Raw genomic sequence first — 18,439 nt, forward strand, 5'->3', positions numbered from 1 at the left:
AGCCATGGGTAGCGCTATGGTTAGCCACTTTACTACTCAGTTCGACAGACCCCCTGCTATGACATTCTCACTTTTTGGCGACAAATTTACCCGCCATTCAGGCATCACCCGCCTGATGGAGGACCTCAACGACGGTTTACGCACCCCAGGCGCCATCATGCTCGGCGGTGGTAATCCGGCGCAAATTCCAGAGATGCAAAATTACTTCCAGTCTCTGCTGACAGATATGCTGGCAAACGGCAAAGCCACTGATGCGCTTTGCAATTATGACGGTCCGCAAGGGAAAACCGAGCTCCTGTCTGAGTTGGCGAAACTGCTACGTGAGAAGCAGGGTTGGGATATCGAGCCACAAAATATTGCACTGACAAATGGCAGTCAGAGCGCGTTTTTCTACTTATTCAATCTGTTCGCCGGACGCCGCGCTGACGGAACAACGCAAAAAGTGTTATTCCCATTAGCCCCGGAATACATTGGCTATGCCGATTCCGGGCTAGAAGAAGATCTTTTCGTCTCCGCGCGTCCGAACATCGAACTGTTACCGGAAGGCCAGTTTAAGTATCACGTTGATTTTGAACACCTGCACATCGGTGAAGAGACGGGGATGATCTGCGTGTCACGCCCGACTAACCCGACAGGCAACGTGATCACAGACGACGAGCTGATGAAGCTGGACCGGCTGGCCAACCTGCATGGGATCCCGCTGGTGATTGATAACGCCTATGGCGTACCATTCCCTGGCATCATCTTTAGCGAAGCGCGTCCGCTGTGGAACCCCAACATTGTGCTGTGCATGAGCCTTTCCAAGCTGGGCCTGCCAGGTTCCCGCTGCGGCATCATTATCGCCAATGAAAAAATCATCACTGCGATTACCAATATGAACGGCATCATCAGCCTTGCTCCTGGCGGGATGGGACCGGCGATGATGTGCGAGATGATTAAACGTAACGATCTACTGCGCCTGTCCGAAACGGTAATTAAACCGTTTTACTATCAGCGCGTTCAGGAGACGATTGCGATTATTCGCCGCTACTTGTCAGAAGATCGCTGCCTTATCCATAAACCAGAGGGCGCGATTTTTCTTTGGCTGTGGTTCAAAGATTTGCCCATTACTACTGAACTGCTGTATCAGCGCCTGAAAGCGCGCGGCGTACTGATGGTTCCCGGTGACTACTTCTTCCCGGGGCTGGATAAACCCTGGCCACATACCCATCAGTGCATGCGGATGAACTACGTGCCAGAACCAGAGAAAATCGAAGCTGGCGTGAAGATTCTGGCTGAAGAGATCGAACGCGCCTGGCTGGAAGGCTAACGCAAACCCGACCCAAGTGCGGGTCGGGCTCACTTCACAGCGGTTGTGAACGCAGACGCTGTCGCTGAATACTGACGGCATCAATACACTGCAACGCGCTGGTCGGGCAGGCTTCTACACACGCAGGCCCCGTCTCACGATGCCAGCACAAATCGCATTTTATCGCCTGCACCCGCGACGAACGGGCAACGACATTCATTGCCCCAAACGGGCAGGCCAGCATACAGCTTTTACAACCAATACAACGTGTCTGTTCAACGAAGATATGCCCATGTTCACGACGAATGGCGTAAGTTGGACAAACATTCGCACAGGGAGCGTCTTCGCATTGATGGCAGGCGACCGCCGTTGTAAAGGCGTCATCTTTGATTACCCGAATCCGCGGTATAAACGCAGAAGAAGAGACCGACGCACAGTCCTGGTTTTGCTGGTGCGCGACGACGCAGGCAACTTCGCAGGTACGACACCCAATACATTTTGCCGCATCCGCCATAATAAACGCGTTCATTGTCCCCTCCCTCTGCGTGAAAACCACAGAGTGCCAGAGAGGTCGCCCTTGTCGCTTTGATCGGACAGGGGAAACGGTTAAATATTGTCAGGTGCCTGAATAACTATGGATCTCTGCCTAATCGCGAACGGTAAAACCCAGCTCATTTGAAATCGCCTGCGCGGTTTCCCGTAGTGGCTTGAGTAGATTTTTTTCCCCTATCTGCTTAAGTCGCGAGGTAGAGAGTGAAATTGACACCGCGTACGGCACCCGACCATGAATATCAAACACCGGCACGGCAATACAGGAAACGCCCAGTTCGTTCTCTTCCCGATCCATCGCCATACTGCTTTCGCGGATCTGCGCCAATTCGTCGTACATCGCCGGTAAACCGGTAATGGTATTGCGGGTCAGGGGCTGAATAAGATCCTGATGGCTCTCCCAGTAGGCTTCCACATAATCCGCATGCCCAAACGCCATGTAAATTTTACCCATCGCCGAGCAATACAGCGGCATATGTTGGCCGATATAAGCGCGGGTACGCAGCATGCCCGTCGTCGGTTCCAGCTTATAAATCAGAATCGCGTGGTCATCTTCACGGCTTGAGAAGTTGATGGTTTCACCGGTGGCGATATTCAGCGCTTCGAGGTGCGGCGCAGCAACATGGATGATGTTCAGTGACGACAACGCCTTCTGACCCACGGCAATAAATTTGGTGGTCAGGCGATAACTCCCTGCCGCTGGCGCGGGGGTGACATACCCACAGGATTGCAGCCCTTGCAGCAGTCGATGCACAGTACTTTTGTTCAGCCCTGCCAGTTCAGACAAATGCGCCAACGGGCACCCATTCGGATAGTTACTCAGAATCTCAATCAACATCAAACCACGGAACAGGCTCTGACTTCCGGCTGGCCTCTCTTTGTCTTGCGTCATTTCACTCTCTTTTGTGCCCATCGCTTCCGCTCCCCTTTTCGTCGCGCTCTGATGGTAGCGCAAAGTGTGTTTCAGTTCACGATCTGAACCGAAAAAACACAACTATTTGATTTTGATGATTTTAAAAAATAGACCACCCCGTTGATCTGTCAAAATTTGATCGCTATATTTGAAATCAGATTTCGCATAGTGAAATTTAGAGATAAAAAAGCGATCAAATTTAAACAAGGAAACAGGAATGAAAGTCACTTTTGAGCAGTTGAAAGATGCGTTCAATCGGGTACTGCTGGCACGCGGTATCGCCGTTGAAACCGCCGATGCCTGTGCCGAAATGTTTGCGCGCACCACCGAGTCCGGCGTGTATTCACACGGCGTGAATCGTTTTCCTCGTTTTATTCAGCAATTAGATAACGGCGACATCATTCCTGAGGCCAAACCGCAACGCATTACTAGCCTGGGAGCGATTGAACAATGGGATGCCCAGCGTTCGATCGGAAATCTGACGGCGAAAAAGATGATGGACAGAGCCATTGAGCTGGCCTCCGATCACGGTATTGGCCTGGTCGCACTGCGTAACGCCAACCACTGGATGCGCGGCGGCAGCTATGGCTGGCAGGCGGCGGAGAAAGGTTACATCGGTATCTGCTGGACTAACTCGATTGCCGTCATGCCGCCGTGGGGTTCGAAAGAGTGCCGCATTGGTACTAACCCGTTGATCGTCGCGATCCCCTCATCGCCAATCACCATGGTTGATATGTCGATGTCGATGTTCTCCTACGGCATGCTGGAAGTGAATCGCCTGGCCGGTCGCGAACTGCCGGTAGATGGTGGCTTTGATGATGAAGGCAATCTCACTAAAGAGCCGGGCGTTATCGAAAAAAACCGCCGCATTTTACCAATGGGTTACTGGAAAGGTTCAGGTCTGTCGATTGTGCTGGATATGATCGCCACCCTGCTTTCAGACGGTTCTTCCGTGGCCGAGGTCACCCAGGACAACAGCGATGAATATGGCGTTTCACAGATTTTTATCGCCATTGAAGTGGATAAGCTTATCGACGGCGCCACCCGCGACGCCAAACTGCAGCGCATTATGGATTTCATCACCTCCGCCGAACGCGCCGATGAAAACACACCTGTCCGCCTGCCGGGCCACGAGTTTACAAAGCTGCTGGAAGAAAACCGCCGCAACGGTATCACCGTTGATGACAGCGTCTGGGCCAAAATTCAGGCCCTGTAAGGAGCAACACCATGATCTTCGGACATATTGCTCAGCCTAACCCATGTCGTTTACCCGCGGCGATTGAAAGGGCACTCGACTTTCTGCGCAGCACAGACTTCCGCAATCTGGAACCGGGCGTGGTAGAAATCGACGGTAAAAATATCTTCGCGCAGGTTATCGATTTAACCACGCGTGACGTTGCCGAAAATCGCCCGGAGGTGCATCGCCGCTACCTGGATATTCAATTTCTGGCCTGGGGCGAAGAGAAAATCGGGATCGCGATTGATACCGGGAATAACCAAATCAGCGAATCGTTATTAGAACAGCGCGATATTATTTTTTATCACGCCAGCGAACATGAATCTTTCATTGAAATGATTCCGGGAAGCTACGCCATATTTTTCCCGCAGGATGTTCACCGTCCTGCATGTCATAAAACTGTCGCCACGCCGATCCGCAAAATAGTTGTGAAGGTTGCTATTTCAGTTTTATAAAAGGAGCACAACATGAGCGTTAATAATGCCGGTTATATTATCGGTGCGTACCCCTGTGCACCCTCATTTCACCAAAAGAGTGAAGAGGAAGAGAAGGAATTCTGGCGACAGCTCGCCGATACTCCGGATATTCGCGGTCTGGAGCAGCCCTGCCTTGAACATCTTCACCCGTTAGGCGACGAATGGTTATTACGTCATACGCCGGGCGACTGGCAAATCGTGGTCACCGCCATTATGGAAACCATGCGCCGTCGCGGCGCAAACAGCGCTTTTGGGCTGGCCTCCAGCGACGAAGAACAGCGTAAAGCCTGCGTGGCGTATTACCGTCATCTGCAGCAGAAAATCAACCATATCAATACGGCACACGCCGGAAAAGTGATTGCGCTGGAACTGCATGCCGCCCCCAATGCCAGCAACCCAAATGTTGCACAGGCCACCGACGCGTTTGCCCGTTCGCTGAAAGAGATTACCTCCTGGGACTGGTCCTGCGATCTGGTGCTGGAACATTGCGACGCCATGACCGGCATTGCGCCGCGCAAAGGCTTTCTGCCGTTAGACAATGTGCTGGAGGTCATTGCCGGGTATGACATCAGCGTGTGCATTAACTGGGCGCGATCGACCATTGAAGGGCAGAATCCCGCCCTGGCGCTGGCCCACACGCAGCAGGCCAAACGGGCTGGAAAACTGGGCGCGCTGATGTTCTCCGGTACCACGCTTGCGGGGGAATACGGCGAGTGGCAGGACTTACACGCGCCGTTTGCCCCATTCTGCCCACAAAGCCTGATGACCACCGACCATGCCCGCGAATTATTCGCCTGCGCAGAAGCCGAACCATTGCAATTTGCCGGTATTAAATTGCTGGAAATAAACGCCAATGCAGATGTGAACCATCGCGTAGCAATATTGCGCGACGGTATCGCCGCATTAAATAAAGCAAAACTATAAAAATAAAATACTACTCTACGAGAATATTAATATGAACATGACCTCTCGCCCTACACTCAAAGATATACCCCGTCAGCGCTGGCTGCGGATTATTCCACCTATTCTCATCGCCTGTATTATTTCTTATATGGACCGCGTCAATATCGCTTTCGCGATGCCGGGCGGAATGGATGAGGAATTAGGTATTTCCGCCACCATGGCAGGACTGGCTGGCGGTATTTTCTTTATCGGTTATCTGTTTTTACAGGTTCCCGGCGGAAAAATTGCCGTTCACGGTAGCGGCAAGAAATTTATCGGCTGGTCGCTGGTTGCCTGGGCGGTTATTTCCGTCCTCACGGGGTTAATCACTAATCAGTACCAACTGCTGGTTCTGCGCTTTTTACTCGGCGTTGCCGAAGGCGGCATGCTGCCGGTGGTGCTGACGATGATCAGTAACTGGTTCCCCGACGCCGAGCGTGGTCGCGCCAATGCGATTGTGATTATGTTTGTGCCGATTGCCGGGATCATTACCGCTCCGCTCTCGGGCTGGATTATCACCGTTCTCGACTGGCGCTGGCTGTTCATCATTGAAGGTTTGCTTTCCGTCGTTGTACTGGTGTTGTGGGCCTATACCGTTTACGACCGTCCGCAGGAGGCGCGCTGGATCTCTGAGGCCGAGAAAAATTACCTGGTCGAAACGCTGGCCGCCGAGCAAAAAGCCATTGCCGGAACGGAAGTCAAAAATGCCTCTCTGGGCGCGGTGCTTTCCGATAAAACCATGTGGCAGCTCATCGCGCTGAACTTCTTCTATCAGACCGGGATTTACGGTTACACCCTGTGGCTGCCGACCATCCTCAAAGAGTTGACGCACAGCAGCATGGGACAGGTCGGTATGCTCGCCATTCTGCCGTACGTCGGGGCCATTGCCGGGATGTTCCTGTTCTCTTCTCTCTCTGACCGCACCGGTAAACGCAAGCTGTTCGTCTGCCTGCCGTTGATTGGCTTTGCCCTGTGCATGTTCCTTTCCGTGGCGCTGAAAAATAACGTCTGGCTGGCTTATGCCGCGCTGGTCGGCTGCGGCTTCTTCCTGCAATCGGCAGCGGGCGTGTTCTGGACCATTCCGGCGCGTTTGTTCAGTGCGGAAATGGCCGGTGGCGCGCGTGGAGTCATCAACGCGCTGGGCAACCTCGGCGGCTTCTGCGGTCCTTATGCGGTCGGCGTACTCATCACCCTGTATAGCAAAGATGCGGGGGTTTACTGCCTGGCTATCTCACTGGCTCTGGCCGCGCTGATGGCGCTGCTGCTGCCAGCCAAATGCGACGCCGGTGCCGCTCCGCTAAAGACACTGAATCCACATAAACGTACAGCGTAAAACAATGCCCGGTGGCGCTTCGCTTACCGGGCCTACAGGTAGCAACCGTCCCAGGCCGGATAAGCGCAGCGCCATCCGGCAAAAATGAGATAACAAGATGAGTGAGAAAGAGACCTTCTGGCTGGGTATTGATTGTGGCGGTACGTATCTGAAAGCCGGGTTGTATGACGCCAAAGGTCATGAACATGGCATTAACCGGCAATCGTTGCAGACCGCATCGCCATTGCCCGGTTACGCCGAACGCGATATGCACCAGTTGTGGCAACAGTGTGTAGCCACGATCGCCGGGCTGTTAGCGCGCACCGGCGTCTGCGGCGATCAAATCAAAGGCGTCGGTATTTCCGCTCAGGGCAAAGGCCTGTTCCTTCTCGATAAGCAGGATAAACCGCTGGGCAATGCCATCCTTTCTTCCGACCGCCGGGCGATGGGCATCGTTCAGCGCTGGCAGCAGGATGGGATCCCTGAGCAGCTCTACCCGGTCACCCGCCAGACATTGTGGACCGGGCATCCGGCATCATTGCTGCGCTGGGTGAAAGAGAATCAACCTCATCGTTACGCACAAATTGGCTGCGTCATGATGGGCCATGACTATCTGCGCTGGTGCTTAACCGGCGTCAAAGGCTGTGAAGAGAGCAATATCTCCGAGTCGAACCTCTACAACATGACTTCGGGTCAGTACGACTCGCGCCTGACCCAGTGGCTGGGCATCAGTGAGATCGACAATGCGCTACCGCCGATTGTCGGTTCAGCAGAAATATGCGGGGAAATCACCGCTCAGACAGCCGCCATAACCGGTCTGGCGGCGGGCACGCCCGTCGTCGGCGGACTGTTTGATGTGGTTTCCACCGCACTCTGCGCCGGTATCGAAGATGAATACACCCTCAACGCGGTGATGGGTACCTGGGCCGTCACCAGCGGGATCGCTCACGGTCTGCGCGACCACGAGGCCCATCCCTATGTTTATGGGCGCTATGTCAGCGACGGGCAGTACATCGTTCACGAAGCCAGCCCAACCTCTTCCGGCAATCTGGAATGGTTTACCGCCCAGTGGGGCGAACTCTCTTTTGCTGAGATCAATCAGGCCGTCGCCAGCTTACCGAAAGCCGGTAGCGAGCTTTTCTTCCTGCCCTTTTTGTACGGCAGCAACGCCGGGCTGGAGATGACCAGCGGCTTTTATGGCATGCAGGCAATACACACTCGCGCCCACTTATTACAGGCCATCTACGAAGGCGTGGTTTTTAGCCACATGACCCACCTCAACCGCATGCGCGAACGTTTTACGAAGGCGCATACCCTGCGCGTCACCGGCGGTCCGGCGCACTCCGACATCTGGATGCAAATGCTGGCAGACGTCAGCGGTTTACGTATCGAATTGCCGCAGATTGAAGAGACCGGTTGCTTTGGCGCTGCGCTCGCCGCCCGCGTCGGCACCGGCGTTTACTCCAACTTCAGCGACGCCCAGCGCAGCCTACAGCACCCGGTACGCACGCTATTGCCGGACGCCGCCGCGCAGGCGAGCTACCAGCGTAAATACCGCCAATACCTGGATTTAATTACCGCACTACAGGGCTACCACGCCCGCATTAAGGAGCACGAATGATGAGTCGACCATTACTGCAACTGGCGCTCGACCACACCAGCCTTGAAGCCGCACAACGCGACGTCGCGCTGCTACAAGAGAACGTCGATATCGTTGAAGCGGGGACGATTCTCTGCTTAACCGAAGGGCTGAGCGCCGTGAAAGCACTGCGTGCCCAGTGCCCGAATAAAATCATCGTCGCCGACTGGAAAGTGGCCGATGCGGGCGAAACCCTCGCGCAGCAAGCCTTTGGAGCAGGTGCCAACTGGATGACCATCATCTGTGCTGCGCCGCTGGCGACGGTAGAGAAAGGTCATGGCATCGCGCAGTCCTGCGGCGGCGAAATTCAGATGGAGCTGTTCGGCAACTGGACGCTGGATGATGCCCGCGACTGGTATCGCGTTGGTGTTCGCCAGGCGATTTACCATCGTGGCCGCGATGCTCAGGCCAGCGGACAACAGTGGGGAGAAGCAGACCTGGCGCGCATGAAGGCGCTTTCTGATATTGGTCTGGAACTGTCGATTACCGGTGGGATCACGCCCGCCGATCTGTCGTTGTTTCGCGATATTAACGTCAAAGCTTTTATTGCCGGGCGCGCGCTGGCGGGAGCGCAAAACCCAGCGCAGGTTGCTGGCGAATTCCATGCGCAAATCGACGCCATCTGGGGAACACAGCATGCGTAATCATCCATTAGGTATCTATGAAAAAGCGCTGGCGAAAGACCTCTCCTGGCCGGAACGGCTGGTGCTGGCAAAAAGCTGCGGTTTTGATTTCGTCGAGATGTCGGTGGATGAAACCGATGAACGTCTGTCGCGTCTCGACTGGAGTCCGGCTCAGCGCGCATCGCTGGTGAGCGCGATGCTGGAAACCGGCGTGGCGATCCCATCAATGTGCTTGTCCGCCCACCGTCGTTTTCCCTTTGGCAGCCGCGATGAAGCCGTGCGTGAGCGGGCGCGAGAAATAATGAGCAAAGCCATTCGTCTGGCGCGCGATCTGGGTATCCGCACTATTCAACTGGCTGGTTACGACGTCTATTACGAAGAACATGACGCAGGAACGCAGCAGCGCTTTGCCGAAGGGCTGGCATGGGCAGTCGAGCAAGCAACTGCCGCGCAGGTGATGCTGGCGGTAGAAATCATGGATACCGCGTTTATGAACTCGATCAGCAAGTGGAAAAAGTGGGATGAAATGCTGTCATCGCCGTGGTTCACCGTTTATCCGGACGTGGGCAACCTCAGCGCCTGGGGGAATGACGTCACTGCCGAATTGACGCTGGGCATTGACCGCATCGCTGCTATCCATCTGAAAGACACGCTGCCGGTAACCGAAACTCATCCGGGCCAGTTTCGCGATGTGCCGTTTGGCGAAGGGTGCGTGGACTTTGTTGGCATCTTCAAAACGCTGCATCAGCTGAACTATCGCGGGTCGTTTCTGATTGAAATGTGGACTGAAAAAGCGAAGGAGCCGGTACTGGAAATTATCCAGGCACGGCGCTGGATAGAAGCACGCATGCAGGAAGGAGGATTTCCATGTTAGAACAACTGAAAGCCGAGGTGCTGGCGGCAAACCTGGCGCTCCCGGCTCATGGCTTAGTCACCTTTACCTGGGGCAACGTCAGCGCAGTGGATGAAACACGTAAACTGATGGTGATTAAGCCATCCGGCGTGGAATATGAGGTGATGACCGCCGACGACATGGTGGTAGTGGATATTGCCAGCGGCAACGTGGTGGAAGGCAACAAAAAACCGTCGTCCGACACGCCAACCCATCTGGCGCTGTATCGTCGTTATCCACAGATCGGCGGGATCGTCCATACCCATTCTCGCCACGCGACGATCTGGTCGCAGGCGGGTCTGGATCTCCCTGCATGGGGCACCACGCATGCCGATTATTTCTATGGTTCTATTCCGTGTACGCGTCTAATGACCGCTGAAGAGATCAACGGCGAATATGAATATCAAACCGGAGAGGTGATCATTCAGACCTTCGAGCAGCGCGATCTCAATCCGCTGCAGGTTCCGGCGGTATTGGTGCACTCCCACGGACCGTTCGCCTGGGGTAAAGACGCCGCAGACGCGGTGCATAACGCTGTGGTGCTCGAAGAGTGCGCCTACATGGGGTTGTTCTCTCGCCAGTTAGCCCCGCAGTTGCCGGATATGCAGTCTGAGTTGCTGGATAAACATTATCTGCGCAAACACGGGGCGAATGCGTATTACGGACAATAACGGGTCAGGCGCTATTGATATGTTCTTTGCAATAGCGCCGTTTCCACGCCGCGGGCGTCAGGCTGGTGTGCTTGTGGAATATTTTGCGAAAATAACCCACATCATTAAATCCACATTTCATCGCCACCTCGGTTAGCGACAGCGAATCGCTGATTAACAGTTTTTCTGCCGCCCTTACCCGCTGACGGTGCAACGCTTCGGTTAGCGTCAGCCGGAAAGCGCCACGGAAAACGCGCCCCAGATAATCCGCATTGCAATGCAGCTCTTTCGCCAACGTTGAGGCGGAAATCGGCAGGTGGAACCGGGTGTGAATGATTTGCTGCGCTTTCCAGGCCAACGCATTCCCGGGGCTGTCGACAGGTTGCTCGCTGGCGGCTGCGGATATTTGCTGCAAAATCAGCAGCAGGATCAGTTCCAGCGCCATGCTGCGATGAATATTTTCCTGCTCGCGTAAGAACTGGCGAAACAGCGAAATAATATATTGGGGCTCGTCCACCCGGGTATGTTGAGGGATAGCAAGTAACGGTTCCGTTATTGATGCGTCGTTTTCTGCCGTCACCTCAAAATGCAGCCAGTAAAATTTCAAATCAGCCGGAAATTGCCCAACGCCAATATGCAAGCGCTGCGGCCACAGCAGCAAACTTTCTCCGGAATTCACGCAAAAAACTGTCTGGCCTTCGCGAATCGTTAATGTCCCTTTTTCAACAAAGATAATTTCCCAGGATTGCAATCGTCGCGCAGGATGACTGCCCACGCCCCGGGAAATAAATAGCCCACCATTTTGCACTTTAATCGGAAGAGACATGGATAATTCGAGCATATATATTCAAATTCCCGCTTTCTACATTATTTAAACCGATCTTTATCATTGATTATTCACGATAAACCTGCTTTCCGCCGGATCGAAATCACATTTTTATAATGAAGTCGGAATTGTCATCTTTTTATACTTTTCTCTTCCCTTGTTGACCCAAACATTTCGTGCAGAATAAATAACGTATTTTGCAAATTACAAACAAATAACCCGCAACGTAGCGGGATACTTTCTGAACATCCTCTCCGGGAGTTATTTATGACTTCGGCTCCGATTACAACATCTGATTTGGCACAGCGTGCCCAGGACGACAAATTATCCCTGCGTGAAAAAATTGGTTATGGACTAGGCGATGCTGGCGGGACAGTAATTACCTGCCTGATCATGAACTTCCTGACATTTTTCTACACCGATGTCTTCGGGTTAACGCCTGCGCTGGTCGGCACATTATTTATTGCCCTGCGTGTATTTGACGCCATTTCCGACCCCATCATGGGTGTGCTAGCCGACCGTACGCAAAGCCGCTGGGGGCGCTTTCGCCCGTGGCAACTGTGGGTTGCGATTCCGATCGGTATTATTGGCGTGCTCACTTTTACCGTCCCGGACGCCAGCATGGGGGTCAAGATCGCCTGGGCATTCGGCACCTATCTCCTGCTCTCTGTCGGCTATACCGCCATCAACGTACCGTATTGTGCGCTGATCAACACCATGACGACCCGCCATAACGAGGTGATCGCCTGTCAGTCCTGGCGCTTTGTGCTGTGCGGCGTGGCGGGATTCCTGGTTTCCGTTGGTCTGCCGTGGATGGTGGATATTCTGGGTCAGGGCAATGCCGCACAGGGTTATCAGTTTGGCGTGGGCATCCTGTGTGCCATCGCGGTGGTGATGTTCCTGTGCTGTTTCTTCTGGGTTCGCGAGCGTGTACCGCTGGCGATGATGGGGAAATTTACCTTGCGTGAACACATTGGAGGGCTGCGCAAAAACGATCAGCTCTTGTTGATGCTGGTAATGTCTTTCCTGCTGATCAACGTCTTTAATATTCGCGGCGGCGGGTACATGTATTTTATTACCTACGTGCTGGAAGGCAGCACCGCCTATACGTCGCTGTTTTTCACCATGGTCACTTTCGCGTCCATCATCGGTTCAGTGATCGTCAGCCCCCTGACCCGTCGCATCGATACCGTCAAACTCTATTACTACACCAATCTGGTGCTGACGGCCCTGGCGATACTGATGTGGTTCCTGCCAACCGGCCCGGCTTATCAGACGCTGTGGCTGGCAGTCATCCTCGGTAACGGCATTATTTTAGGCTTCACGCTGCCGTTGCACTTCTCACTGATGGCCTTCGCCGACGATTACGGCGAGTGGAAAACCGGCGTACGTTCCTCCGGCATGAATTTCGCCTTCAATCTGTTTTTCATCAAGCTGGCCTGGGCCTCAAGTGCGGGGATCATCAGCCTGCTGTTTATTTTTGTCGCCTATCAGCCAGGCGCTGGTAACCAAACCGCCAGCTCGCTGCAAGGAATTACCGCGATGGAGACGCTGCTTCCCGCACTGTTCCACCTGCTGTTGGCGCTGTCTATCCGCATCTGCAAACTCAATAATCCGATGATGTCGCGCATTGCCACCGATCTGCGTCAGCGTCATGTACAGCCTTAAGGAGCACGAAATGAACGTACTGGAAGTCGACCTGCATAAGCTCACCGTCAGCGATCCGTTCCTCGGACAATATCAGCAGTTGGTGCGTGACGTGGTGATCCCCTATCAATGGGATGCGCTCAATGACCGCATTGCAGAGGCGGAACCAAGTCATGCGATAGAGAATTTCCGTATCGCCGCGGGCCTGCAGGATGGCGAATTTTACGGCATGGTTTTTCAGGATAGCGACGTAGCAAAGTGGCTGGAGGCCGTTGCCTGGTCCCTGTGCCAGAAACCCGATGCGGAACTTGAACAAACGGCCGATGAAGTCATTGAACTGGTGGCGGCCGCCCAGTGTGAAGACGGCTATCTCAATACGTACTTCACAGTGAAAGCACCGGATGAACGCTGGACCAACCTCGCCGAGTGTCATGAGTTGTACTGTGCAGGTCATTTGATCGAAGCAGGCGTCGCGTTCTTTCAGGCAACGGGTAAACGCCGTCTGTTAGAGGTGGTGTGTCGCCTGGCGGATCACATCGACAGCGTGTTTGGACTCAGGGAGAATCAACTGCGCGGCTACCCAGGACACCCGGAAATCGAACTGGCGTTAATGCGCTTATACGAAGTGACCCAGCAACCACGCTATATGGCGCTGGTAAATTACTTTGTGGAACAGCGCGGCGCACAGCCCCATTTCTATGACGAAGAGTACGAAAAGCGCGGCCAAACCTCTTACTGGCATACTTACGGTCCGGCATGGATGGTGAAGGATAAACCCTATAGCCAGGCTCATCAGCCCATTTCAGAACAGCAAACGGCGATCGGGCATGCGGTGCGCTTTGTCTACCTGATGACCGGCGTCGCTCATCTGGCACGCTTAAGCCAGGACGAAGGCAAGCGTCAGGATTGCCTGCGTCTGTGGAAAAACATGGCCCAGCGCCAGTTGTACATTACCGGCGGGATCGGTTCACAAAGCAGCGGCGAGGCGTTTAGCTGCGATTACGATCTGCCCAACGACTCCGTTTATGCGGAAAGCTGCGCCTCTATCGGCCTGATGATGTTCGCCCGCAGAATGCTGGAAATGGAAGCCGACAGCCAGTATGCCGACGTGATGGAGCGCGCCCTGTATAATACCGTATTGGGCGGGATGGCGCTCGATGGCAAGCACTTCTTCTATGTGAACCCGCTGGAAGTACATCCTAAATCATTAAAATTCAATCATATTTATGACCACGTGAAACCCGTTCGTCAGCGCTGGTTTGGCTGCGCCTGTTGCCCGCCGAATATCGCCCGCGTGTTAACCTCAATTGGCCACTACATCTATACACCGCGTCAGGACGCGCTGTATATCAATATGTACGTGGGCAATAGCATGGAGGTCCCTGTTGTAAACGGCTCGCTTAAACTGCGTATTAGCGGAGATTACCCATGGCATGAGCAGGTAAAAATCACCATCGAATCACCGCGGTCGGTTTATCACACTCTGGCTCTGCGCCTGCCAGACTGGTGCTCCGCGCCGCAGGTTTTGTTGAATGGTCAGCCGGTTGAGCAGGATATTCGCAAAGGCTATTTGCACATCAGTCGAACCTGGCAGGAAGGCGATACGCTCAGTTTGACCCTGCCAATGCCGGTGCGTCGGGTATACGGAAATCCATTAGTGCGTCATGTTGCCGGTAAGGTCGCCATTCAGCGTGGGCCACTGGTATATTGCCTGGAGCAGGCCGACAACGGCGAGGAATTGCATAATCTGTGGTTGCCAAAAGAGAGTGAGTTCAGAGTATTCGAAGGTAAGGGATTGTTCAGCCATAAAATGTTAATTCAGGCTGAAGGTGTGAAGCAAAGTGCAGCCGATGCAGCACAACAATCGTTGTGGCACTACGATGTTTCCCCAACTTCGCGTCAGGCGCATACATTGACGTTTATTCCGTGGTTTAGCTGGGCAAACCGTGGTGAAGGCGAAATGCGTATCTGGATAAACGAGCAGTAATTAAACCGTGCCGGATGGCGACGCTTCACGTCTTATCCGGCTACAACACCTATCCACGTAGGCCTGATAAGCGAAGCGCCATCAGGCACGTATTTAAATCAGAAACGCCAGGTCAGACCGGACATAAAGGTAAAGCTGTCATCGCGATCAACCATCGGGCTATTTTTAATGTCATCCGGCAGTGCGCTATAATTGGCGCTTGCCAGCAGCGTCAGGTTAGTGGTCAATGCGTATTTAGCGGACAGGCCAACATACGGTGTCCAGCTATCGCCTGGGGAATAGCTTGATAAGCCACTACGACGGGACTCATTACCCGATATGCCGTAGTAGTATTCATTGAAGTTTTCGTCATAGTAGAGCACGCCAATCGATGGCGTCAGCGTCAGCTTGCCCATCGGCATTGGACGGAACAGTGAAACTTCCCCTACCCAGCCATTACTGTTGTCCAGCACATCCGCAGCGGCGGAGACTTTCACGCTACCCCATCTTTCATGGTGATACCACGCGGCACCCGCCATTGCAGTTGCGTCACGCTTATCCAGCTTTTTCATCGCATGATCGTCATTATCGCCGGGATCAAACTCAAGCGGCATATAAGAGGCAGTAATACTAAATTCATTACTTTCACTCTTAGACAAAATATAACCTAGCGTTGTTTGCCTAAAATAAAATGATTCACTTTCGTAACTGACTAGCGGTACTGCGTGAACATTATCATTATACCCGCGATAAGGTGATTCATTATATACAGCACCAGCGCCAATAGAAAACTCTGCGGCAGTTGCACTCGCCATAAAAGAAAAGGCGAGCAGCGCCACAATATTGTGTTTAATTAACATGCCAACATTCCATTTTAAAATAAGCTACAAAACTGGTGCATAATAATGCTTACAATTTCATCGGTGCAAGGTTCATATTTATATAGTAATATATAAAAAATTATATATATTGGGCTTGGCGATGAATAAATTACAACTTAAACACCGGGAGTTGAAGATTATTTCGGTAATCGCTGCCAGTGAAAATATCAGTCATGCCGCGACTGTTCTCGGCATCGCACAGGCCAACGTCAGTAAATATCTTGCTGATTTTGAGTCAAAAGTTGGATTAAAGGTGTTTGACCGCACCACCCGGCAACTGACCCTCACGCCGTTTGGTATAGCGTTACTTCCTTACATCAATGACATGTTAGACAGAAACGAGCAGTTAAATAATTTCATTGCTGATTATAAGCACGAGAAACGTGGAAAAGTAACGGTATATGCACCAACCGGAATTATCGCTTACTTATCGCAACATGTTATTGCAAAAATTATGGATATTGGCGATATCAGTCTGGTGCTAAAAACCTATAACCTAGAACGTAAAGCCTTTTATGAAGGAGTCGAATTTCCTGATGACTGTGATGTTTTAATTACTTATGCACATCCAAAAGATGAATCTTTGGTCGCCAGTTTTATTACCAAATATGTGGTTACCGCTTTTGCCAGCAAGGAATACCTGGCTCAACATCCCATCAGTACTCCTGAAGAACTTGAGCATCACTCCTGTATTCTGATTGATTCCATGATGATTGATGATGCTAACATTTGGCGATTCTCCTCCCCCGGTGGTAAAGAGATGAATGATTACCGCGTAACGGGTAACTATGTTTGCGACAATACGCAATCTGCGCTGTCGTTGGCGCGAAACCATCTGGGCATTGTTTTTGCACCGAAGGCGAGCGTACAAAAAGAAAGTCAGCCTAACGGGCTGGTTCCGTGTTTCTCCGGACAGCATGAATGGTGGCTGGATCTGGTGGCGATTTTCCGCAAACGTGAATATCAGCCATGGCGGGTACAGTTTATTCTTGATGAGATGTTGGCGGAGATTCGCCGGCAGCTTGCTCAGTCGCTGGATCAGCAGACTGAGCAAGCAAAATAGCCTGAGTTTAATGATCGAGATACAGGTAATGTACCCAACTGGTCATGCGCAACAAGACTTTGCGCATGACGGACACATGTTCGAAGTGGTCAGAATAAACCGCGACCTGCGCGTAGATCCCGTCAGGTAACGCGCTAACCTCCGCATTATCATTCAGCTCAATCGTGGCGATTACCCCTTCCGAACCGGGCGTAGAATTTAAGGATTGCAGCGCCCCATTCGACTGGTATGTCCCGCCCGGCACTGCCGGACTAATTGCAGCCAGTTTACCGCTGAATACCTTACCCGGCAGCGCGTTAAATACCACTTCCGCTTCATCGCCAGGTTCCAGACGCAGCAGCGAGTTCTGACGGAACTGGGCGATAATTTGCCTTTTTTGATCCGGGATGAATACCATCACCGGACGCATCGGCAGCGCGGCGGCATAGGTTCCCGGGCGCATCAGCACCTGCGTCACATAGCCATCGCTGGGCGCGCGAACCACCGTCTGGTCCAGGTTGAACTCCGCTTCGGCTAACTGCGCTTTCAGGCTGGCAATTTGCGAATTCTCGCCCAGTATCAGGCTGTCTAACTGACTCTGGATTTGCTGCTGCTCCGCGACGGAAGATTTCACCGACGCTTCCTGCGCCAGATAGTTTTGCCGCGCCGCATCGATATCGCGTTCAGAAAAAGGATTCACCTTCGCCTGACTACCCTGTGCATAACGCTGGTAATCTTTTGCCAGTTTGTCACGCGTGGCCTTTGCCCGCTGCGTGTTGGCTATCATTTCGTCTAACTGCGCAACCAGAGCCTGCTCTTTATGCTGTGCGGTGACAATATCAGCTTTCAGGCGATCGACCCGTGCCTGATAACGCCCTGGATTAAGCTTAAACAGAACCTCGCCTTTTTTGATTAGCGTATTCTTCTTATCCGTCACTTCTGTCACTACACCCGTTACCTGCGGCACCACGGGAATAGAAATGACCGCCTTTTGTGCTTTAAAGGTATACGGATGGTTATAATTCATCAGTAATATAAGCCCGCAAACAATGAATATACCGCCTAATGCTGCGGTAGGAACTGTCCATTTATTTACAGGAATTTTAAAAATTTTAAATATTGACCATGCACACGCCACATAGGTCAGAACAATTAGTAAATCCATCGATATTACTCCGCCGGAGAGGTCTTGGCCTCACCCAGTTTCTTTTCCAGATCCGCAACCCTTGCCTGAAGCTGGATCAGGGAAGAATCCGCGCTCTGCATACCCCATCCGCGCTCCGGACGATAAAGCGTTGCCCAGATCCATAAAAAGGGCCAAATAACATGTAAGGTAAACAAACTAACCCAACCCGCAACATGTATTGCGTCGGCATGAGGATGGTTACGTTTCTTTGCAATGAGATAGGGAATATCATGCAGAATAATAATCCCGTAAAAAATGACCAGGAATACAAAAATAAGCACTCCTAATGCAAAATAATTAAGGAACATATTTGCCTCAGGGATTTAAATTAAGAAATTCAGATGCAATTTGATTTAAACAATAGAGTTGA

At 52.6% G+C, this 18,439-nt stretch carries 18 protein-coding genes; 12 read left to right on the plus strand and 6 right to left on the minus strand.

Annotation, left to right across the window (positions count from 1 at the left end; genetic code table 11):
• Nucleotides 1-58: 58 nt before the first annotated feature.
• Nucleotides 59-1,309: a valine--pyruvate transaminase gene (gene avtA, locus SK34_RS10660; RefSeq protein WP_003844572.1), complete on the plus strand. Its 1,251-nt coding sequence runs from the start codon at nt 59-61 to the stop codon at nt 1,307-1,309.
• Between the two features lie 34 nt (nt 1,310-1,343).
• Here the strand turns inward: avtA and SK34_RS10665 are convergent, their stop codons facing one another.
• Together SK34_RS10665 and yiaJ are read right to left on the minus strand one after the other, a co-directional pair.
• Nucleotides 1,344-1,817 (minus strand): 4Fe-4S dicluster domain-containing protein, encoded by a 474-nt coding sequence (locus SK34_RS10665; RefSeq protein WP_003837696.1) that lies wholly within the window; start codon nt 1,815-1,817, stop codon nt 1,344-1,346.
• Between the two features lie 117 nt (nt 1,818-1,934).
• A complete protein-coding gene (gene yiaJ, locus SK34_RS10670; RefSeq protein ID WP_003024237.1) occupies nt 1,935-2,750 on the minus strand; it encodes an IclR family transcriptional regulator YiaJ in 816 nt (271 codons plus the stop codon).
• A 217-nt stretch (nt 2,751-2,967) separates the two neighbouring features.
• Here yiaJ and yiaK point away from each other — a divergent pair, with 217 nt between their 5' ends.
• The 8 genes from yiaK (at nt 2,968) to araD (ending at nt 10,542) form a co-directional block, all read left to right on the plus strand.
• Nucleotides 2,968-3,966, plus strand: coding sequence for a 3-dehydro-L-gulonate 2-dehydrogenase (gene yiaK / locus SK34_RS10675; protein ID WP_003024235.1), 999 nt, complete (start codon nt 2,968-2,970; stop codon nt 3,964-3,966).
• Nucleotides 3,967-3,977: 11 nt separating this feature from the next.
• On the plus strand, nt 3,978-4,442 hold the full coding sequence (locus SK34_RS10680) for a YhcH/YjgK/YiaL family protein (protein WP_003024232.1): 465 nt from the start codon (nt 3,978-3,980) through the stop codon (nt 4,440-4,442).
• A 12-nt stretch (nt 4,443-4,454) separates the two neighbouring features.
• On the plus strand, nt 4,455-5,387 hold the full coding sequence (locus tag SK34_RS10685; protein ID WP_048233002.1) for a DUF4862 family protein: 933 nt from the start codon (nt 4,455-4,457) through the stop codon (nt 5,385-5,387).
• Between the two features lie 31 nt (nt 5,388-5,418).
• On the plus strand, nt 5,419-6,738 hold the full coding sequence (locus SK34_RS10690) for an MFS transporter (RefSeq protein WP_003837687.1): 1,320 nt from the start codon (nt 5,419-5,421) through the stop codon (nt 6,736-6,738).
• A 97-nt stretch (nt 6,739-6,835) separates the two neighbouring features.
• Entirely contained in the window at nt 6,836-8,338 is a 1,503-nt protein-coding gene (locus SK34_RS10695; protein ID WP_048233004.1) for an FGGY-family carbohydrate kinase, read from the plus strand.
• Nucleotides 8,338-9,000 carry a 3-keto-L-gulonate-6-phosphate decarboxylase UlaD gene (gene ulaD / locus SK34_RS10700; RefSeq protein WP_003837682.1) on the plus strand — a complete coding sequence of 221 codons (663 nt, stop codon included), beginning with the start codon at nt 8,338-8,340 and terminating at the stop codon, nt 8,998-9,000. The genes SK34_RS10695 and ulaD overlap by 1 nt, the downstream gene beginning before the upstream one ends.
• Nucleotides 8,993-9,853 (plus strand): L-ribulose-5-phosphate 3-epimerase, encoded by an 861-nt coding sequence (locus SK34_RS10705; protein WP_048233006.1) that lies wholly within the window; start codon nt 8,993-8,995, stop codon nt 9,851-9,853. The genes ulaD and SK34_RS10705 overlap by 8 nt, the downstream gene beginning before the upstream one ends.
• Nucleotides 9,847-10,542 carry an L-ribulose-5-phosphate 4-epimerase gene (araD, locus tag SK34_RS10710; RefSeq protein ID WP_003024215.1) on the plus strand — a complete coding sequence of 232 codons (696 nt, stop codon included), beginning with the start codon at nt 9,847-9,849 and terminating at the stop codon, nt 10,540-10,542. The genes SK34_RS10705 and araD overlap by 7 nt, the downstream gene beginning before the upstream one ends.
• 4 nt (nt 10,543-10,546) lie before the next feature.
• Here araD and SK34_RS10715 read toward each other — a convergent pair whose 3' ends face one another.
• A complete protein-coding gene (locus SK34_RS10715; RefSeq protein ID WP_048233007.1) occupies nt 10,547-11,362 on the minus strand; it encodes a helix-turn-helix domain-containing protein in 816 nt (271 codons plus the stop codon).
• Between the two features lie 252 nt (nt 11,363-11,614).
• Here SK34_RS10715 and SK34_RS10720 point away from each other — a divergent pair, with 252 nt between their 5' ends.
• Both SK34_RS10720 and SK34_RS10725 read left to right on the plus strand, forming a co-directional pair.
• Entirely contained in the window at nt 11,615-13,015 is a 1,401-nt protein-coding gene (locus tag SK34_RS10720; RefSeq protein WP_003837680.1) for an MFS transporter, read from the plus strand.
• A gap of 10 nt (nt 13,016-13,025) precedes the next feature.
• Nucleotides 13,026-14,981 (plus strand): glycoside hydrolase family 127 protein, encoded by a 1,956-nt coding sequence (locus tag SK34_RS10725; RefSeq protein WP_048233009.1) that lies wholly within the window; start codon nt 13,026-13,028, stop codon nt 14,979-14,981.
• 98 nt (nt 14,982-15,079) lie between these two features.
• On the opposite strand, the gene SK34_RS10730 is transcribed toward SK34_RS10725, so the two are convergent.
• Nucleotides 15,080-15,820: a MipA/OmpV family protein gene (locus SK34_RS10730; RefSeq protein WP_003024206.1), complete on the minus strand. Its 741-nt coding sequence runs from the start codon at nt 15,818-15,820 to the stop codon at nt 15,080-15,082.
• 121 nt (nt 15,821-15,941) lie between these two features.
• Between SK34_RS10730 and SK34_RS10735 the strand changes: the two genes are divergently transcribed.
• Nucleotides 15,942-16,904: a LysR family transcriptional regulator gene (locus SK34_RS10735; RefSeq protein ID WP_003024204.1), complete on the plus strand. Its 963-nt coding sequence runs from the start codon at nt 15,942-15,944 to the stop codon at nt 16,902-16,904.
• A 7-nt stretch (nt 16,905-16,911) separates the two neighbouring features.
• On the opposite strand, the gene SK34_RS10740 is transcribed toward SK34_RS10735, so the two are convergent.
• Together SK34_RS10740 and SK34_RS10745 are read right to left on the minus strand one after the other, a co-directional pair.
• Nucleotides 16,912-18,048, minus strand: coding sequence for an HlyD family secretion protein (locus SK34_RS10740; RefSeq protein WP_003024202.1), 1,137 nt, complete (start codon nt 18,046-18,048; stop codon nt 16,912-16,914).
• A gap of 5 nt (nt 18,049-18,053) precedes the next feature.
• The gene (locus tag SK34_RS10745) at nt 18,054-18,377 is read right to left on the minus strand and encodes a DUF3302 domain-containing protein (protein ID WP_003024200.1); all 324 of its coding nucleotides are present in this window, start codon (nt 18,375-18,377) and stop codon (nt 18,054-18,056) included.
• Nucleotides 18,378-18,439 lie beyond the last annotated feature (62 nt).

This window comes from Citrobacter sp. MGH104, assembly GCF_001034485.1.
Taxonomy (GTDB): domain Bacteria; phylum Pseudomonadota; class Gammaproteobacteria; order Enterobacterales; family Enterobacteriaceae; genus Citrobacter; species Citrobacter freundii.